This window comes from Mycobacterium sp. ABE4_509 (assembly GCF_056160785.1).
In genome coordinates this window covers 1-18,697 of sequence record NZ_JBSWXU010000111.1, presented here as the reverse complement: position 1 = coordinate 18,697, position 18,697 = coordinate 1, and the positions used below count along the sequence as shown (strand labels likewise).

The window sequence follows — 18,697 nt, the reverse complement described above, 5'->3', positions numbered from 1 at the left end:
CGTCGGTGCGGCACCGCCACAGCACCGCCTGCGCGGCCGGATCGGTGACCAGCGACGCGGTCGCCGGCGAACCGGAGTCCTTCAGTGCCGCCAGCATCTTCTCGGCGGCCATCGTCGCGGCCACCAGATCCTGACCGCCCATCTCGACCAGTACCCAGGCGCGCCCCTCGGGCAGCCCGGCGTCGATGGCCGCGCGCCGCACTTCGCCGGGGAGGCGGTCGACGAGCTGGTCGTTGATCGACTCCATCGTCAGCGGGTGATGCGCCAGCACCGCGGGCACGCATTCGGCCGAGGCGATCGAGTCGGTGAACCCGAGCACGCACAGCACCCGCGCGGCCGGCAGCGGGGTCAACGCGACCGTCGCGCGCAGCGTCGCGGCGAACCCGCCCTCGCTGCCGCACAGCAGCGCGGCGACGTTGTAGCCGCGCTCGGGCAGCAGCTCGTGCAGTGCGTAGCCCGAGATCTGCCGGGTGAACCGGCCGAAGCGGCGCCGGATCTCGGGGTCGTTCGCGTCGGCGAAGCCACTGAGCGCGCGGTGCAGTTCGCCCTCCCGGCCCGGTCTGGCGCACAGCTCTGCGCGGTCGCCGCGCGCGGTGACGGTGGTCCGGGTGCCGTCGGCGAGCAGCACCTCGAGCGCGCGCACGTTGTCGGCGGTGGTGCCCCACGCCACCGAATGCGCGCCGCAGGCGTTGTTGGCGATCATCCCGCCCAGGGTGGCCCGGCTGGCCGAGGACGGATCGGCGCCGAACGCCAGCCGGTGCGGCTTGGCCGCGGCCAGCAGATGGGTGAGCACCACACCCGGCTCGACGACGGCCGTGCGCGCGACGGTGTCGATGTCGAGGATCCGGTTGACGTGCCGGGAGGCGTCGATGACGACGCCGCCGACGGCGTTGCCGGCCATCGAGGTACCCCCGCCGCGCATCGTCACCGGCGCGCCGGAGGCGGCGGTCAGCGCCACCGCGGCGGCCAGATCCTCGACGTCGGCGGGCACCACGACCAAATCGGGCACCACCCGGTAGTTCGACGCATCGGACGCGTAGAGGGCCCGGGCGGTCGCGTCGTCGCGGACCGTTCCGCGGAGCTCCGAACGCAGCTGTGCACCCAGCCGCCTGCCGTCGTAGGTCGCGGGCGTTAACATTGTTGACAATCTACCTATCTGGGCGAGGTTGAGCCAAGGAGGTCCCATGCCGACGGTCGGTCTGCTCTACCCCGGTCACAGCGCCGAAGACGACTTTCCCTCACTCGAGGACCGGATCGCCGGGGCGGTCCGGCTGCCGGTGGTGATCACCTCGGTCGGCGAGGACGCGCACCGCGTCGACGCGCTGCTCGACATCGGCAGCGACACACGGCTGGCCGACGGCGCCCTGCAGCTGTCCACCGCCAAACCCGATGCGGTGATGTGGGCGTGCACGTCGGGCAGCTTCGTCTTCGGGCCCCAGGGTGCGCGCCAGCAGGCTGCGGCCGTCGCCGCCGCTGCCGGGGTGCCGGCCTCGTCGACGTCGATCGCGTTCGTCGACGCGTTGCGGCACCTGCGGATCCGGCGCGTGGCGGTGGCCGCCTCCTATCCGGACGACGTGGCCCAGCATTTCGTCGGCTTCCTGACCGACGGCGGCGCCGAGGTGGTGGCGATGGGCAGCCACGGCATCTACACCGCCGCCGAGGTCGGCACGCTGGAACCGGAGCGGGTGGTGGAGATGGTCAAAGCCGCCGACCATCCCGACGCCGAGGCGGTGCTGGTGCCCGACACCGCGATGCACACGCTGGCGATCATCGAGCGGTTGGAGGCCGCGGTGGGTAAGCCGGTGCTGACCGCCAATCAGGTGACGGTGTGGAAAGGCCTGGACCTGTTGGGGCCGGTGCCGGCGCTGCCCGGTCTGGGTGCGCTGTTCGGAGGTGCGCGATGAGTGGCCACATCGGTCCGCTGGTGCAGAGGTCGACGCCGAGCATCATCGCCGACAAGCTGCGCGCGGCCATCGGGCACGGCGAGTTGAAGCCGGGCGAACAGCTGCTGGAGGCCGAGCTGGCCCGCCAGCTCGGTGTCAGTCGCGGCCCGCTGCGCGAAGGGATGCAGCGGCTGACCCAGGAGGGGCTGCTGGTCGCGATCCGCAACCGGGGCCTGTTCGTGGTCGAGCTGGCCGCCGAGGATCTGCGCGACATGTACCTGGCCCGGGAAGCCACCGAACGCGCGGCGGCCCGCAAGATCCTCGATGACGGCAACCATGTCGCGGCCGGCGACGCCCTGCTGGTGATCGTCGACCAGATGGGGGTGGCCGTCACCTCGGCGGAGGCCAGCGAACTCGACATCGCGTTCCACGAGCGGCTGGTGGAGTTGTCCGAGAGCCCGCGACTGCGCCGGATGCATCAAACGTTCATCACCGAGACCCGGATGTGCATCCACGCCCTCGCCGAGAGTTACGCGAAATCGGATTACCGCGAACACGAGCATCGCATCCTCGCGACCGCGATCCGCTCCGGCGACCGTGAGCTGACCGACCAGCTGTTGATCGAGCACATGGACGACGCGCTGGCCAGGCTCCGGCCCGGGGGCACGGACGACGAGGACGACGGGGACGCCGAGATCGCGCTGGCGGCCGGACCCGCCGTCCGCTGACAGCCCCGAGGGGGGCCTAACGATGCAGCCCACGGGCCGACAACACCTTCCTGCACTCACCAACGATGTATGCCGTGCCGCGCTGCGGTATCGCCTCGATCAACCGCCACCCCAGCCGATGCAGCAGGTTTCGAAACCCGACATCGTCGTGCAGGGCGCGGCGGTGCGGGCCCCATTCCACAGCGAGTCTCGCGGCGGGCCAGCCGATGCCGATCTCGTAACACTCCCATTCGTCGCCGATCCTGATTCCGGCCTGCGGACGAGGCAATCCCCTCTCTACCAAGGCAACTCGCAGCAGGGACTCCTCGCGGGAGCGTGAACCGCCGTCCATCAACCCGATCGCGCGATACGCCGAACCCATCCCCCGGTTCCGCCGGTAGCGGGCTTCCAGCGGCGCGATGTCGGCGGCCGACACCTGGGTCACCCTGCTGAGCTGATCGAGGAGGGCTACGGCCTCCGCCAGGGGTAGCCGCCTGGCCAGGTCGAGCGCCGTACGCGCCGGCGCCGTGGTCGTGATCCATCGGCCGGCGTCCGCCTCGTCGGGTTCGATGCGCTCATTGCGGACGATGACGCCCGGTTGCGGTCGACGCGGACGGGCGATCAGTTCGATCGGGTCGGCCGGGTCGACCTGCCCGGCGCCGTGCAGTGCGGCAGCGGTCTTGCCGGCGATGACTCCACTGCGCCCCGTCCACAGCCAGGCCGCCTTTGCCCTGGTCCAGGTATCGAGCTCAGCGCCCTTGGGCACGTAGACGTCGGGGAGTATCGCGGTGTAGTTCCAGCGCAGCGCACCTCGGGTCAGCAGGCCTTTGGCCAGCTGTTCGCTGCCGATGATCGGACCGTCCATGGGTACGACGCTCTCGGCGGATACCGACCACTTTCGGTGCTGGAGCCGAGATCGACACCGCGGCTGTGGATGGACGTTGAATTGTAGATATCGGAGCCCTGGTGTCGTTCTCGCCTTCAGCACCCGGAAGACCACCGGGGTCGGCTCCCGGGCACGCCGAATGCGCCTGGCCCAGAGTCCTCGAGCCGGCACAGGCCGAGAGTCCTCGAGGTGGCGCGGACCCGGAGTATTCGAGCTGGTGCGGGCCTAGAGTTTGATGCCGATGTACTTGGTTTCGAGGAACTCGTCGATTCCCACCGAGCCGCCCTCACGCCCCAGCCCGGAAGCCTTGACCCCACCGAACGGCGCGGCGGGGTTGGACACCACCCCTTGGTTCAGGCCCACCATCCCCGTTTCCAGCGCCTCGGCCACCCGCAGCGCCCGCCGCAGGTCGTTGGTGAACACGTAAGAGACCAAACCGTATTCGGTGTCGTTGGCGGCGGCGATCACCTCGTCCTCGGTGTCGAACGGAGTCAGCGGCGCGACCGGCCCGAAGATCTCCTGATCACACATCGCCGCGTCGCGGGGCACCCCGGACAGCACAGTCGGCGGGTAGAAGAACCCGTCCCCACCCGGCGCCGCTCCCCCGGTCAGCACCGCCGCCCCCCGGGAGACCGCGTCGGCGACCAGCGCCTCGACCTTGTCCAGCGCCGCCGCGTCGATCAGCGGCCCCACGTTGACGCCGTCCTCGGTGCCCGGCCCCACCTTGAGCCCGGCCATCCGCTCGGCCAGCCGGCGACCGAACTCGTCGATGACCGAGGCATGCACATAGATGCGGTTGGCCGCGGTACAGGCCTCCCCCATGTTGCGCATCTTGGCCGCGATCGCCCCCTCGACGGCCTCGTCGAGATCGGCGTCGGCGAACACCAGAAACGGTGCGTTGCCGCCGAGTTCGAGCGAGGTGCGCAGGATCTTCTCCGCACACTGCTCGAGCAGCATCCGGCCCACCTGGGTCGACCCGGTGAACGACAGCTTGCGGATCCGCCCGGACCGGATCATCGGCTCGATCACCGCGCCGGCATCGGTGGTGGCGATGCAGTTGACCGCCCCCGGCGGCAGCCCCGCCTCGGTCAGGATGTCCATCAGCGCCAGCATCGACAGCGGCGTCTGCGGGGCCGGCTTGATGACGCTGGTGCAGCCCGCCGCGATGGCCGGTCCGAGCTTGCGGGTGCCCATCGCCATCGGGAAGTTCCACGGTGTTATCAGCAGACAGGGGCCGACCGGCTGGCGGGCGACCAGAAACCGGGCACCGCCGGCCGGCGCGGTCTGGTAGCCACCGTCGATGCGTACCGCCTCGCCGGCGAAGTGCCGGAAGAACTCGGCGGCATAGGCGATCTCGCCCCGCGCCTCGGCCAGCGGCTTACCCATCTCCAGCGTCATCAACAGCGCCAGCTCGTCGACGCGCTCGTGCAGCAGCTCGAACGCACGGGTGAGGATGTCGGCCCGCTCGCGCGGGGCCATCGCGGCGAACGCGGGCTGCGCGGCCACGGCGGCATCCAGGGCGGCGCGGCCGTCCTCGGGTGCGGCGTCGGCGACTGAGCACAGCGTCGCCCCGGTCGCCGGGTCGACGACGTCGAACGTGCGCGCGCCGGCCGCGTCGACCCATTTGCCGTCAATGAACAGGCCCTTGTCGACCGCTCCCACGACCTGTTCCTGATCCACTGCACCACCCCTTCGAATCGGTTTCCACGTCAGCTAGATTGTTGACAATCTACCCGTCGACAATCAAGGGAGCCGACGTGACCGCACTGTCGCCCGTCCTCAAGCAAGCAACCGGCGTCCTCGCCGCCCGCGGCGAAGGCGCCGTGCTCTACGACGAGGACAACCGACGTTATCTCGACTTCACCGCCGGCATCGGCGTCACCAGCACCGGGCACTGCCACCCCCGCGTCGTCGAGGCCGCCCAGCGCCAGGTCGGCACCCTGATCCACGCGCAGTACACCACCGTCATGCACCGGCCGCTGCTCGATCTCGTCGACCGGCTCGGCGAGGTGCTGCCCGCCGGACTGGACCGGATGTTCTTCGCCAACTCCGGCAGCGAGGCCGCCGAGGCCGCCCTGCGCCTGGCCCGCCAGGCCACCGGGCGACCCAACGTCGTGGTCTTCCACGGCGGCTTCCACGGCCGCACCGTCGCAGCGGCCTCGATGACCACCTCGGGCACCAAGTTCCGGTCCGGTTTCGCGCCCCTGATGGCCGGTGTCCACGTCTCCCCGTTCCCCGACCCCACCCACTACGGCTGGCCCGTCGAGCAGGCCACCGACTTCGCGCTGGCCCAACTGGACTATCTGCTCCAGACCATGAGCGCTCCCGCCGACACCGCCGCGTTCATCGTCGAACCGGTGCTCGGCGAGGGCGGCTACGTCCCCGCCAACGCCCGATTCCTGGCCGGACTGCGGCGGCGGGCCGACGAACACGGCATCCTGCTGGTCGTCGACGAGGTGCAGACCGGCTTCGGCCGCACCGGAAAGTTCTGGGGACATGACCATTTCACGTCCGGGGAGTTCACCCGCCCGGACATCCTGATCACCGCCAAGGGCCTGGCGTCCGGCTTCCCGCTGTCGGCGATCGCGGCATCGTCGGAGGTGATGGGCAGGGCCTGGCCGGGATCCCAGGGCGGCACCTACGGCGGAAACGCGGTGGCCTGCGCCGCAGCGCTGGCCACCCTCGACGTGATCCGCGACGAGGGCCTGGTCGAGGCTGCCGCCACCCGCGGCGACCAGCTGCGCCAGGGCCTGCAACTGGTCGCCGACAAGCACGAGGCGATCACCGACGTCCGCGGGCTCGGCCTGATGCTGGGCAACGAATTCCGCGACGCGGCAGGGAAACCCGACGGCGCCACCGCGACAGCGGTCCAGCAGGAGGCCGCCCGCCGCGGGCTGCTGCTGCTCACCTGCGGAGCCTGGGGCCAGGTGGTGCGGTTCATCCCCGCACTCGTCGTCGACGCCGATCAGGTCGACGAGGCGCTGAGCATCTGGGCCGACGCCGTCACCGCCACCACCGGCTGAACGGCAGTGGCGGTGCCGAGGCTATGACCGGCTGCCCGACCCGGCCAGTTCCAGCGGCGGCGGAGCCTCCGGGGTGCCCGGGATCTCGGTGCCGTTGATCGGGCACCGCGCGGTCTCGGGCACCCGGGTCAGCGCGATCGCGCCCACCACCACGGCGATCATCATGTAGAACGCCGGCCACAGGTTGTTGTTGAACGTGCTGACCAGCCACTCGTTGACGGCCGGCGCGGTGCCGCCGAACAGCGAGGTGGACACGTTGTAGGCGATGGCGAAGCCCGCGTAGCGAACCTGGGTCGGGAACATCGCCGGGAACATCGCCGAGATGGTGGCCAGCTGCGGCACATACAGCAGCCCCAGCACCGCGAAGCCGATGATCGCGCCGACGATGCCGGTCGACATCAGCATGAACATCGGCACCACCATGATGAACAGGCCGATCAGCGATACCCACCAGAGCGGTTTTCGGCCGACGCGGTCGGAGAGCCGGCCCGCGAACGGCACGAAGACCATCATCGCCAGCATGCCGATGATCGGCACCACCAACGCCATGTCGGTGGACAACCCGATGCCCTGCTCGAGGTAGGTCGGCATGTAGCTCAGCAGCGTGTAGTTGACGACGTTGAGGGCCACCACCAGGCCACCCAGCTTGAGGATGGGCCCGAGATAGCGGGTCAGCAGATCCTTGAACTCGGTGCCGATGCGCTCCTCTTCGCCGCCGGACTCCTCGAGTTCCTTGAACACCGGGGTCTCTTCGAGCTTCATCCTCAGGTAGATGCCGACCAGGCCCAGCGGGGCGGCGATCAGGAACGGCAGCCGCCAGCCCCAGGTGTTCATCTGGTCGTCGGAGAGCACCAACGAGAAGCCCAGCATCAGCAGCGCGCCGGCCGAGAAGCCGGCCAGCGTGCCGAACTCCAGGAAGCTGCCCAGGAAACCGCGCCGCCGCGGCGGGGCGTATTCGGCCATGAACGTCGCCGCGCCGCCGTACTCGCCGCCGGTGGAGAAGCCCTGCACCATGCGCAGGAACACCATCAACACCGGCGCCCAGAAACCGATCATGTCGTAGGAGGGCACCAGGCCGACGCAGAACGTCGCACCGGCCATCAGCACGATCGTCATGGCCAGCACCTGGCGGCGACCCAGCCGGTCACCCAGCGGCCCCCAGATGAATCCGCCGAGTGGACGCACCAGGAACGACACCGCGAACGTCATCAGCGCCAGCAGCGTGGCGCTCTCGGTGTCACCGGGGAAGATGGCCGCCGAGATGTAGGTGACGCCGTAGGCGTAGAGACCGTAGTCGAACCATTCGGTGGCGTTGCCGATCGCCGATGCGGCGATGGCCCGCCGCAGGATCCCGGGGTCTGGTTCGGCGGTGGCACTTGCAGAATTGTCGGGGCTACTCATGGGAGCCTTCCTCAACTCAGGGTCGGTGTCGGAAGGCCGCTCCGGCGCAACACCCGTCTGTGGGCTGATTCCCGATCCCGACACCCCAGGGCCGACGGCCGCCGGTTGTCGTTTTGTTGACAATCCGACGCTAACCAGACGCCACCGACGCGGCAAGGGCTTAGGTGTTATTTGGCTGTAAACACCGGCGCAGTGCTCACGCGCTGCTCACAAGCTCAGACGCCGACCCTGCTCGCTTACCCACAAGATCAGATTCGAAACCCGGGTTCCCCGGCTACGGGCACTCGTCGAACGCCGGGCGCTCCACCTTCAGGGTGACCGAGTACTTGGCGGTCTCCGAACCCGGCGCCGGCGACTGCCCGCACACCATCCAGTTCTCCTCGTTGTAGACCGGCAGATGGCCCGCGTCGATGTAGTGGATCTTCACCTGCTTGCCACTGGTAGCCGACAGGATCGACTTCAGGGCCGGGTGCAGGATCATCCCCTTCACATCAGGCATCACCCACGTGGCCGGTGCCGCGCCCTCACCGTCGGAGGCCACGGCCGGCCCGGCCATGGCCACCGTGGCCGCCGTGGCCGCCGACAACAGGCAGGTGGCCGAGACAGCCGAAATGACGTTCCTGTTCATCTTCTGCATTCCTTCGAGTCAAGGTCTTCGCCTCGCCACGCTGCTCAGCGGTGTTCCTGGCAGTGAGGTTAAGGCTGGAATTCCCCGCCGGCTGAAATCCCAAGCCGATCAACAGCAATCACCAAGCAGACCGCCAGCAGCCCGGTGACCGGCGTCACCGCCGCTGCTGCACTCCCAGGTCGGACGCCGGAACCGAGATGGCCCGGCGGTAGGGTGGGGACGTGCCGCTACCGCCTGATCCCAGCCCCGCCCTGCAGTCCTACGCCCATCCGGAACGCCTGGTCACCGCCGACTGGCTGTCGGGCAACCTGGGCCGACCCGGCCTGGCCATCGTCGAGTCCGACGAGGACGTGTTGCTCTACGACACCGGCCACATTCCCGGCGCGGTCAAGATCGACTGGCACACCGACCTCAACGACCCCCACGTGCGTGACTACATCACCGGTGAGCAGTTCGCCGACCTGATGAACCGCAAGGGGATCTCGCGCGACGACACCGTCGTCATCTACGGCGACAAGAGCAACTGGTGGGCCGCCTACGCGCTGTGGGTGTTCACTCTGTTCGGCCACCCCGACGTACGCCTGCTCGACGGCGGCCGCAGCCTGTGGATCTCCGACGGCCGCGACACCACGCTGGACGTGCCGTCCAAGCAGACCACCGGCTATCCCGTCGTCGAACGAAACGACGCGCCGATCCGGGCATTCAAGGAAGACGTCCTCGACATCCTGGGCGAGCAGCCGCTGATCGACGTGCGCTCTCCGCAGGAGTACACCGGCGAGCGCACCCACATGCCCGACTACCCCGAGGAAGGCGCGCTGCGCGGCGGGCACATCCCCACCGCGGTGTCGATCCCCTGGGCCAAGGCCGCGCTCGACAACGGCAAGTTCCGGCCCCGGGCCGAACTCGACGACCTCTACGGCCACCTCAAGCCCACCGACGAGACGGTCGTCTACTGCCGCATCGGGGAACGCTCCAGCCACACGTGGTTCGTGCTGACCCACCTGCTGGGCATGGAGGGGGTGCGCAACTACGACGGCTCCTGGACCGAGTGGGGCAACGCGGTGCGGGTGCCGGTCGTGGCCGGGGAACAGCCGGGCGAGGCCCCGGCCTGAGCATGAGCGCGATGCCGGCCCCGCTGGCCGAGGTGGTCTCCGACTTCAAGGACGTCGAGGGGCAGGACAAGCTGGCCCTGCTGCTCGAGTTCGCCGACGAGTTGCCCGCACTGCCCGCCGACCTCGAGGAGGCGGCGATGGAACCGGTGCCCGAATGCCAGTCGCCGCTGTTCCTGCACGTCGACGCAGACAACCGGGACCAGGTGAAGCTGCACTTCAGCGCACCGGCCGAAGCGCCGACCACCCGGGGGTTCGCCGCGATCCTGGCCACCGGCCTGGACGGCCAGTCCGCCGAGGCCATCCTCGGCGTCCCCGACGACTTCTACACCGAGCTGGGACTGGCCGCGCTGATCAGCCCGCTACGGCTGCGCGGCATGTCGGCGATGCTGGCCCGGATCAAACGCCGGCTGCAGTAGGCGCCGTCCGTCAGCGGTCCGGCGCGGCGACGTCGTCGCGCAACCGGTCGAGCAGGCTCTGCGCCGCGCGCGTCACCCTGGCCCGGTCGAAGGTGATCACCACCTCGAAGCGCTCGTCACGCTCGACGGGACGTCCGGCCGCGCTGTCGGGAGCACGCCCGCGTGCGATCAGGCCGGCAGCGATGTCGGGTCCCAGCACCACCACACCCCATTCGGCCAGCAACGGATCGTCGTCGCCCAGATCCACTCCCCGGACTCCCCGGCACGGCGCAGCGGCGACTCCATCACCGAAAACCGCGACCAGCGGAGACCTTTCGGCAAGACCCAGATAGGTCTTCAACGTCAGGCCGGTGAAGTAGCGGGCGTGCTGCACCGCGGCCAGCACGATCGGTGGGCTCTCGGCCGCCGAGGCGAGACGCTCGATGTGCCGGGACAGCTGCACCAGGGTCCGCTTGCGCACCTTGCGGGCCGCCAGTCCCGGAGCCGCCAGCTCGAAGGCCGAGCAGCGAGTCGGGATGGCTGCCGGCGCGGTGCTGGTCGGCCGGTAGCCGCCACCGGGACGCGCCGCCAGCTCGCCGGGCGGGCCGAAGCGGTAGCCCTGACCGAGCGTCGCACCGTAGGCCAGCGCCTGTTCCAGATGTTCGTCGGTCTCGATCCCCTCGGCCAGGATCGTGGCGCCCGTCCGCTCGTGATGGGCCATCACGGCGGCCACCGTGCGGGCCTGAAATCGGTTGGGTTGATTCTGGATCAGATTCAGATCCAGCTTCAGCACCTCGGGTGCGACCAGATCGAGCAGCGCCAGCGAGTCGCCATGCACCCCGATGTCGTCGAGGGCGATCGAGAACCCCGCCGCGCGCAGCGCGGCCACCTTGCGCAGCAACGCGCTGGGGTTGGTCAGCAGTTCACGCTCGGTGAGCTCGAAAACCAGCTGGAAGTCGCGTGCCGCCGCGACCACCGGCTCCGCCATGGCGAAATCGAGGGGCGCGGCGGTCGGCTCACAGTTGATCAGCAGCAGCATTCCCGGAGCTGAATCGCCGTGCAGGGCGGCCCGCGCGGCGGAGTTGATGCAGTGGTGGTCGAGTTCGTCGAGAGTGCCGTTACGCCTGGCCCGTTCGAACACGTCGAGCGGACGCGGGTCACCCAGCGCCGGCCACCGTGCCAGGGCCTCGTAGCCGACCACCGTTTCGGACGGCAGCGCCACCACCCGCTGGAACAGCGGGACGACTCCCCGGCCGGCTGCGGCCTCGTCGAGCACGCTCGACATCAGATCTGCATCGTCGCTGCTCGCTCCCCATCGGTCCGGCCGATTGCACGGCTGTGCCGACTTTTAGCACATTTCGGTGACGCCGCGCCGGGCGATCCGGCATCGGATGCGGTCAGACGTGGCTGCGGGCGTGGTCGACCGCCTCGTCGAGCGAGTCGATCAGATGGTTCTCGTGCCGCAGCGAGTCGATGGCCCCGACGTTGGCCAACAGCGCGCGGTGCTCGGGCCGCACCCCCTTGATGATGACCGTGATTCCGCGGGATTCGAGCTCACCGGCTATCTGGGCCAGCGTGTGCGCACCCGTTGCATCGAGCATGCCCAGCTGGGACATCCGGATGATGACGACCTTGACGTCCGGATGGTCGGCATCGACGATGCTGCTCGAGATGCGTTCTGCCGCACCGAAGAACATGGCGCCGTCAAGGCGTAGGACCGCGATCTTGTCGTCGCCGGGGTGCGGCGGCCCGGGCAGTTCCTCGCGGGTGACGCTGCTGCGCCGGGCAACACCGCGCAGCGCGAAGACCGCCGCCACGACGACCCCGATCTGGACCGCCTCGATCAGGTCGAAACCCACCGTGATGACGGCGGTCAACACGAACGTCGCCGCATCCGAGCGGGTCGAGGACAGGATCCTGACCACGGTGCGGCCCGAGACCATTCGCATCGACGTCACCATCAGCACGGCGGCCAGCGCCGCCAGCGGTATCGCCGAGACCGGGCCGCTGGCCAGATACACCACTCCCAGCAGCACCAGCGAATGCACGATCGCCGACACCCGGGTCCGGGCGCCGGAGCGCACGTTGACCGCGGTCCGGGCGATCGCCCCGGTCGCCGGCATACCGCCGAACACCCCGGAGGCCATCGATGCCAGCCCCTGCCCGACCAGTTCGCGGTTCGGGTCATACGGCCCGGTCGGTGACATCGTGGCGGCCACCCTGGCCGACAGCAGCGACTCGATGGCGGCCAGTGCGGCGATCGCCAGGGCGGCCCCCAGGAGGGTTCGCAGCGCGGCGACATCGGCGTGCGGCAACACCGGAGCGGGCAACTGGGTGGGCAACTCACCGATTCGGGCGACCGGGAGCCCCAGCGCGACCACCACCACGGTGGCCACGACCACCGCCGCCAGCGACTCCGGTATCCCCCGGCGCAGCCGCGGCAGCACGACCATCAGCGCGGCGACCACCGCGGTCACGACCAGCGCCGGCCCGGCCAGTGACCAGTCCACGTTCCCGACGGCCCTGCCCGCGGCCACCAGCGGCGACGCACCCGGCGACGACGGTTGGCCGAACGCAGCGGGAACCTGCTGGAGGAAGATGATCGCGGCGATCCCGACGGTGAACCCCTCGATCACCGGCCAGGGAATGAAGGTGACCGCCCGGCCGAGTCCGGTCGCCCCGGCGGCCAGCACGATCACCCCGGCCAGCACCGTGACCAGCGCCAGGCTGTTCATGCCGTACTGCGCCACGACCGGCGCCAGCACCACCGCCATGGCGCCGGTCGGCCCCGACACCTGGACCTGTGAACCCCCGAAGACCGCGGCCACCAGGCCTGCCACCACGGCGGTGATCAGACCGGCCGCGGCCCCCGCTCCGGAGCTGATGCCGAACGCCAACGCGAGCGGCAGCGCGACGACGCCGACGGTGACGCCGGCCAGCACGTCGCGGCGCCAGGACCGCGACAACCCGGCGTAGTCGGCACGGCCGGGCAGCAGCGACCGCGCGTGCCGGCCTGCGCCGGCGATCATCAGCGCGGCCCGACCGGCGGCAGCGACCCCAGCATCTCGAGCTGATCTCGACGGGCGCCCAGCGTGTCGGTGAGGAAAGCCCGGGCGATCATCAGCAGCTCCGAGATCTTCGGGTGGGCCAGCTCGTAGTACACCGCGTTACCGACCCGCTCACCGCTGACGACATAGTGCCGCTTGAGCACCGCCAGATGCTGCGACAGCAGGGTCGGCTCCAGCTCGGTCTCGGCGAGGATCTCGCTGACCGGCGTGGGCCGCCCGGTGGCCGAGAGGATCTCGAGAATGCGGATGCGGGCGGGGTGTGCGAGCGCCTTGAACAGGTTCGCCTTGATCTCGTAGAGGGGCCGCTCGGCGCCATCACGAAAACTCGGAACCACTCGCGCACCGCCCTTCGATTGATGGATTGCAATAAATTGCAATTCATAATATCGCCTAGCTGGGAACGGCACCAACCCGCATCGGGGGCGTGCGTCATCCCGCCCCGGACCCGGTCAGTGGAACGGGAAGAAGATCGGCACCAGAAACGGAGTCGCAACGAGGACCAGCACGGTCAGCGGCAGGCCCAGCCGCGCGAAATCGGTGTACCGGTAGCCGCCCATCGCCCACACCATCGTGTTGGTCTGGTACCCGATCGGAGTCAGGAACGACAGACTGGCCCCGAAGATCACCACGACCGCGAAGGGCAGAGCATTGACGTCCGCCTGCTCGGCCACCGCCACCGCGATCGGGAACATCAGCGCGGCCGCGGCGAGGTTGGAGATCACCTCGGTCACCACCATGGTCGCCGCGAGCACCGCGGCCAGCAGTCCGATACTGCCCAGCGGGGCCGCCGCGCTCACCACCAGGTTGGCCAGCGAGGAGGCCAGGCCGCTCTTCTCGACGGCAAGACCCAGCCCGAAACTGGTGGCCATCAGCAGCAGCACGTTGGCGTTGATGAACCGGCGGGCATCGTCGACGGTCACCACCTTCGTGACGATCAGCGCGAAGGCGATGATCAACGAGACCTGCAGCAGATCCATCAGCCCCGTCCCGGCCAGCACGATCAGCCCGACGATGCTGAGCTCGACCACCCTGGTGTGCTCGCGGCGAATCGGGCGGTCCTGGTTGAGCGGCGCCACCACCGCGAAGTCCCGGTGCTGGCGGTACTGCTGCAGGAAGTCGGGGCCGGCCAGCACCAGCAGCACGTCGCCGGCGCGCAGCCGGACGTCGCCGAGCTTGCCGGACAACTGCTGGCTGGCGCGATGAATCGCGACGACCGCCGAGCCGTAACGGCGACGGAAGCCGGCGGCCTTCAAACTGGACCCGACCAGCGGTGAACCGGCACCGATCACCGCTTCGACGAACTGGCGCTGCGGATTTCGGGCCAGGTCGTCGAAGTGGCGCGCCTCGGCCGAGATCAACCCTGTCATGTTCTGCAGATCCAGCACTCGGGCCAGGTTGCCGACGAACACCAGCCGATCACCCACCGCCAGCGGTTCGTCGGGCCCGACCGCCGCGATCACCCGCTCGGCGCGCTCGACCTCGACGAGGAACACACCGTCGAGATTGCGCAACCCGGCCTCGGCCACCGTCGCACCGGCGAGAGCGCTGTTGAAGGCGATGGTCATCTCCACGGTGAACTCCCGCTCGGTCCCGGACAGCGACTCCCCCGGAGTGGCGCGATCCTTGAGCAGCAGCGGACCCAGCAGCACCATGAGCAGAACGCAGCCGATGGCCAGCGGCAGCCCGATCCCGAAGATCGAGAACACGCTCAGCCGCCCCAACCCGGCCGAGTCGATCAGATCGTTGACGAACAGGTTGACCGACGTGCCGATCATGGTCATCGACCCGCCCAGGATGACCGCGTAGCTCAGCGGCATCAGGTAGAGCGACGGCGACCGCCCAGTGCGGCGACACCACCGGACCACCCGCGGGGCCAGCATCGCCACCAGCGGCGTGTTCGCGATGAACGCCGAGACCCCCGCCGAAGGCCCGCACACCCGCAACAGTTCGGCCCGCGGCCGGTTGCGATCGGCCCTCCCGAGCAGCTTCGAGGTCACCCCGTCGAATGCGCCGGTGATGTCGGCAGCCCCCGCCAGCACGTACAACGCGGCGACGATGGCAAGGGACTCGTTGGCCACACCCGCGAGCAGCTGGCCGGAATCGATGACACCGCCGATGTAGAGCGTCAGGACCGCCCCGCCCATCACCAGCGACGGATTGAACCGGTCGAGCACCAGCACCGCGACGGTGACGACGACGACGGCGAGCGTCACCCAGGCGTCAACAGTCACGATCCCCCTAGTTGCCGGGCCGCCAGCGAGCGCGCTGGAAGCCGGTGGCTGGCACCGGTACGTCACCGTAGCCTGCGCGGACACGCTGAGCGCGCAAGCCACAGTTTTTGCGAGCAACGCCATGTCGGCAACCGCTACTCACCGGTAACCGACCGGCTCGCCGAGACTCGATGTGGGCCCCTTAGACTGCGCGAGATATCTTCTTAAAGACGCTCTAAGAGAACTCTGCCATCAGGAGGCGCCGTGGCCAGTCACGCCAGCTCGAAGATCTCCAAGGTGCTCGTCGCCAACCGTGGAGAGATCGCGGTCCGAGTGATCCGCGCAGCCCGGGATGCCGGACTGCAGAGCGTGGCCGTCTACGCCGAACCCGACGCCGACGCTCCCCACGTCCGGCTCGCCGACGAGGCGTTCGCGCTGGGCGGCCAGACCTCCGCGGAGTCCTACCTGGTGTTCGAGAAACTGCTCGACGCCGCCGCCAAGTCCGGCGCCAACGCCATCCACCCCGGCTACGGCTTCCTGAGCGAGAACGCCGACTTCGCCCAGGCCGTCCTCGACGCCGGGCTGATCTGGATCGGGCCCAGCCCGCAGTCCATCCGCGACCTCGGCGACAAGGTGACCGCGCGCCACATCGCCGCACGCGCCGAGGCGCCGCTGGTGCCCGGCACCCCCGACCCGGTCAAGGACGCCAACGAGGTCGTCGAGTTCGCCAAGGAGTACGGCGTACCCGTGGCCATCAAGGCGGCCTTCGGCGGCGGCGGCCGCGGCATGAAGGTCGCCCGCACCATCGAGGAGATCCCCGAGCTGTTCGACTCGGCGACCCGCGAGGCCGTCGCCGCATTCGGCCGCGGCGAGTGCTTCGTGGAGCGCTATCTCGACAAGCCGCGCCACGTCGAGGCCCAGGTCATCGCCGACATGCACGGCAACGTCGTCGTCGCCGGCACCCGCGACTGCTCGCTGCAGCGCCGCTTCCAGAAGCTCGTCGAAGAGGCGCCGGCACCGTTCCTCACCGACGCCCAGCGCAAGGAGATCCACGAGTCCGCCAAGCGGATCTGCAAGGAGTCCGGCTACTACGGCGCGGGCACCGTGGAATACCTGGTAGGCCAGGACGGCCTGATCAGCTTCCTCGAGGTCAACACCCGACTGCAGGTGGAGCACCCGGTCACCGAGGAGACCTCCGGCATCGACCTGGTACGCCAGCAGTTCCGCATCGCCAACGGCGACGCGCTGGACATCACCGAGGATCCGACGCCGCGCGGACACTCCTTCGAGTTCCGCATCAACGGCGAGGACGCCGGCCGCGGATTCCTGCCCGCTCCCGGCCCGGTCAGCAAGTTCGAGGCGCCGACCGGCCCCGGCGTGCGGCTGGACTCCGGCGTGGAGACAGGTTCGGTCATCGGGGGTCAGTTCGACTCGATGCTGGCCAAGCTGATCGTCACCGGCGCCACCCGCGAAGAGGCGCTGGAACGCTCGCGTCGCGCGCTGCACGATTTCAACGTCGAGGGCCTGGCCACCGTCATCCCGTTCCACCGCGCCGTGGTGTCCGACCCGGCCTTCATCGGTGACGGCAGCGGCTTCGACGTGCACACCCGCTGGATCGAAACCGAGTGGGACAACACCATCGAGCCGTTCACCGGTGGCGATCCGATCGAGGAAGAGGACACCATCCCCCGCCAGACCGTGGTTGTCGAGGTGGGTGGCCGCCGCCTCGAGGTCTCGCTGCCCGGCGACCTGGCCCTCGGCGGTGGCGGCGCACCGGCTTCCGGGGTCGTGCGCAAGAAGCCCAAGGCCCGCAAGCGTGGCGGCGGCGGCGGCGCCGCAGCCTCCGGTGATTCGGTGACCGCGCCGATGCAGGGCACCGTGGTCAAGGTGGCCGTCGAGGAGGGCCAGACCGTGGCCGCCGGCGAACTGGTCGTCGTGCTCGAGGCGATGAAGATGGAGAACCCGGTCACCGCCCACAAGGACGGTGTCATCTCCGGACTGTCCGCCGAGCCCGGCAGCGCGATCACCCAGGGCACCGTGATCTGCGAGATCAAGAGCGACTGACGCCGCCGAAGCGGTAGGCGGCGCCTTTGCTCGCACGACCAATCCGCGGCAAATTTGCTGCTGATCGGCCGGAAGGCTGCCCAATGCTCCGCTTGCTGGCTGGATCCACAGCCCGCATCCGCAGATGAATGCGACTTGTAGTCGCAATTTGCACTTTGGTGAATTCTCTTCCCGATCGCTGCCTGCTCGTATATCGTCTTGAGACATTGGAGCCGCGAGTTTGCTGGAACTCCGGCTCCATCAGCTGGGAACGAGGGGTGGAACGGCCCCGCTGCTGCCCGCGTCTGCCGGCGACAGCGGGGCCGATCTCTGTCCGGGTCGCGCCCCCGCGGCCGTGGCAAGCTGTGGTCATGGAGCCCGTCGAAATCAACGCCGGGGCGTGGTACCTGCGCGCGCTACGTGCCGATGATCGTGTCGATGACCGCCCCGCCCTCGCCGAACTGGGCGAACACCACCGAGACCACGTCACCAACCGGTCCGCACAGTGGGAATCGGGCACGCTGTACTCCTGGGCCGTCTGCGAACCGACCACCGGCGAGCTACTCGCCGAGATCACCCTCGACCCGGCGACCGGGGCACTGGACACCCGCGTCCGCGCCGGTCACGAGCGGGCCGCGCAGACCGGCGCGGACGCGGTGCGCCGGTTCGCCGACGCCATGCTCACCTGAACGAAACCGGACGAATCGGGCGCGCAAGAGTACCCCCGCGGTACTCCTGCGCGCCCGATCGGCGAATGTCAGCGGCTGTGATGCACCGTGGTGTCGGTGTGCGGTGCGCTGACGTGCGTCGGCCAGTAGCCGTGGCCGAAACGCGGATACATCATCGTCTGATGGGCATGGATATCGGGCGCCGCCACCATGCCGCCGTCCTGGCGGACGATCATCGACGCATTCGCGGTCCCCGCGCCACCGAGCGCGACACCGGCCAGGATTCCGGCGGACAGGGCGGGCGCAGCGATCAGGCGGGCGAAGCGGCTCATGTCGATCTCCTCGGTTGGTCGGGCGGTTCGTTGACACAACTCTGTCGCATCGACGCGGCCGCGTCTGTACCACGATCGGCCCTTCGGACGGGTGAACCCGCTGTCCCCCAACCGGTGGACACCGCGCGGTGTCGAGCGCTACCGGTGGTCGATGTCGCGACCGGTGGACAGATCTGCACAGTCCACCACCACGACGTCGGAGCGCGAGCGCAGAAACGGCCCGGCCCCGTCGTCGCCGTGCAAAGACGCCGCCAGCGCGGCCCAGTGCCGGCGCGCGATGACCACCGGATGCCCGGGGCGGCCCCGGTAGCAGGCCCGGGCCAGACCCGACTCACCGGCCC

Annotated in this window: 17 protein-coding genes and 1 pseudogene; 7 read left to right on the top strand and 11 right to left on the bottom strand. The window is 69.4% G+C overall.

Annotated elements, in window-relative coordinates; genetic code table 11:
- Positions 1–1,138, bottom strand: a 1,138-nt coding sequence (locus ACXAID_RS20505; RefSeq protein WP_475024046.1) for an FAD-binding oxidoreductase, incomplete at its 3' end; no start/stop codon positions are given.
- A 46-nt stretch (positions 1,139–1,184) separates the two neighbouring features.
- On the opposite strand from ACXAID_RS20505, the gene ACXAID_RS20500 reads away from it, so the two are divergent.
- Together ACXAID_RS20500 and ACXAID_RS20495 are read left to right on the top strand one after the other, a co-directional pair.
- A complete protein-coding gene (locus tag ACXAID_RS20500; protein ID WP_475024045.1) occupies positions 1,185–1,904 on the top strand; it encodes a maleate cis-trans isomerase family protein in 720 nt (239 codons plus the stop codon).
- Entirely contained in the window at positions 1,901–2,611 is a 711-nt protein-coding gene (locus ACXAID_RS20495; RefSeq protein ID WP_475024044.1) for a GntR family transcriptional regulator, read from the top strand. Before ACXAID_RS20500 ends, ACXAID_RS20495 begins: the two co-directional genes overlap by 4 nt.
- 16 nt (positions 2,612–2,627) lie before the next feature.
- Here the strand turns inward: ACXAID_RS20495 and ACXAID_RS20490 are convergent, their stop codons facing one another.
- Together ACXAID_RS20490 and ACXAID_RS20485 are read right to left on the bottom strand one after the other, a co-directional pair.
- A complete protein-coding gene (locus ACXAID_RS20490) occupies positions 2,628–3,455 on the bottom strand; it encodes a hypothetical protein (protein WP_475024043.1) in 828 nt (275 codons plus the stop codon).
- Positions 3,456–3,701: 246 nt separating this feature from the next.
- Positions 3,702–5,156 (bottom strand): NAD-dependent succinate-semialdehyde dehydrogenase, encoded by a 1,455-nt coding sequence (locus ACXAID_RS20485; RefSeq protein WP_475024042.1) that lies wholly within the window; start codon positions 5,154–5,156, stop codon positions 3,702–3,704.
- A 77-nt stretch (positions 5,157–5,233) separates the two neighbouring features.
- On the opposite strand from ACXAID_RS20485, the gene ACXAID_RS20480 reads away from it, so the two are divergent.
- Entirely contained in the window at positions 5,234–6,499 is a 1,266-nt protein-coding gene (locus ACXAID_RS20480) for an aspartate aminotransferase family protein (protein ID WP_475024041.1), read from the top strand.
- A 21-nt stretch (positions 6,500–6,520) separates the two neighbouring features.
- Here the strand turns inward: ACXAID_RS20480 and ACXAID_RS20475 are convergent, their stop codons facing one another.
- Together ACXAID_RS20475 and ACXAID_RS20470 are read right to left on the bottom strand one after the other, a co-directional pair.
- Positions 6,521–7,900, bottom strand: coding sequence for an MFS transporter (locus tag ACXAID_RS20475; protein ID WP_475024040.1), 1,380 nt, complete (start codon positions 7,898–7,900; stop codon positions 6,521–6,523).
- Between the two features lie 274 nt (positions 7,901–8,174).
- The gene (locus tag ACXAID_RS20470) at positions 8,175–8,528 is read right to left on the bottom strand and encodes a hypothetical protein (protein WP_475024039.1); all 354 of its coding nucleotides are present in this window, start codon (positions 8,526–8,528) and stop codon (positions 8,175–8,177) included.
- Positions 8,529–8,749: 221 nt separating this feature from the next.
- Between ACXAID_RS20470 and ACXAID_RS20465 the strand changes: the two genes are divergently transcribed.
- Both ACXAID_RS20465 and ACXAID_RS20460 read left to right on the top strand, forming a co-directional pair.
- Positions 8,750–9,640: a sulfurtransferase gene (locus tag ACXAID_RS20465; RefSeq protein WP_475024038.1), complete on the top strand. Its 891-nt coding sequence runs from the start codon at positions 8,750–8,752 to the stop codon at positions 9,638–9,640.
- Positions 9,641–9,642: 2 nt separating this feature from the next.
- On the top strand, positions 9,643–10,056 hold the full coding sequence (locus ACXAID_RS20460; RefSeq protein ID WP_475024037.1) for a SufE family protein: 414 nt from the start codon (positions 9,643–9,645) through the stop codon (positions 10,054–10,056).
- Positions 10,057–10,066: 10 nt separating this feature from the next.
- Here the strand turns inward: ACXAID_RS20460 and ACXAID_RS20455 are convergent, their stop codons facing one another.
- From ACXAID_RS20455 to ACXAID_RS20440, 4 genes are all read right to left on the bottom strand, one after another.
- Positions 10,067–11,320 carry a sensor domain-containing phosphodiesterase gene (locus ACXAID_RS20455; RefSeq protein WP_475024036.1) on the bottom strand — a complete coding sequence of 418 codons (1,254 nt, stop codon included), beginning with the start codon at positions 11,318–11,320 and terminating at the stop codon, positions 10,067–10,069.
- 112 nt (positions 11,321–11,432) lie between these two features.
- Positions 11,433–13,064 (bottom strand): SulP family inorganic anion transporter, encoded by a 1,632-nt coding sequence (locus ACXAID_RS20450; protein ID WP_475024035.1) that lies wholly within the window; start codon positions 13,062–13,064, stop codon positions 11,433–11,435.
- Positions 13,064–13,438, bottom strand: a complete 375-nt coding sequence (locus ACXAID_RS20445) for an ArsR/SmtB family transcription factor (protein WP_475024034.1) — start codon at positions 13,436–13,438, stop codon at positions 13,064–13,066. Before ACXAID_RS20445 ends, ACXAID_RS20450 begins: the two co-directional genes overlap by 1 nt.
- Positions 13,439–13,552: 114 nt before the next feature.
- A complete protein-coding gene (locus tag ACXAID_RS20440) occupies positions 13,553–15,334 on the bottom strand; it encodes an SLC13 family permease (RefSeq protein ID WP_475024033.1) in 1,782 nt (593 codons plus the stop codon).
- A gap of 243 nt (positions 15,335–15,577) precedes the next feature.
- On the opposite strand from ACXAID_RS20440, the gene ACXAID_RS20435 reads away from it, so the two are divergent.
- Positions 15,578–17,377: an acetyl/propionyl/methylcrotonyl-CoA carboxylase subunit alpha gene (locus ACXAID_RS20435; RefSeq protein ID WP_475024032.1), complete on the top strand. Its 1,800-nt coding sequence runs from the start codon at positions 15,578–15,580 to the stop codon at positions 17,375–17,377.
- 350 nt (positions 17,378–17,727) lie between these two features.
- On the top strand, positions 17,728–18,045 hold the full coding sequence (locus ACXAID_RS20430; RefSeq protein ID WP_475024031.1) for a hypothetical protein: 318 nt from the start codon (positions 17,728–17,730) through the stop codon (positions 18,043–18,045).
- 68 nt (positions 18,046–18,113) lie between these two features.
- On the opposite strand, the gene ACXAID_RS20425 is transcribed toward ACXAID_RS20430, so the two are convergent.
- Both ACXAID_RS20425 and ACXAID_RS20420 read right to left on the bottom strand, forming a co-directional pair.
- Positions 18,114–18,356: a hypothetical protein gene (locus tag ACXAID_RS20425; protein WP_475024030.1), complete on the bottom strand. Its 243-nt coding sequence runs from the start codon at positions 18,354–18,356 to the stop codon at positions 18,114–18,116.
- A gap of 138 nt (positions 18,357–18,494) precedes the next feature.
- A pseudogene (locus ACXAID_RS20420) lies at positions 18,495–18,697 on the bottom strand (nucleotidyltransferase family protein); the annotation flags it as partial.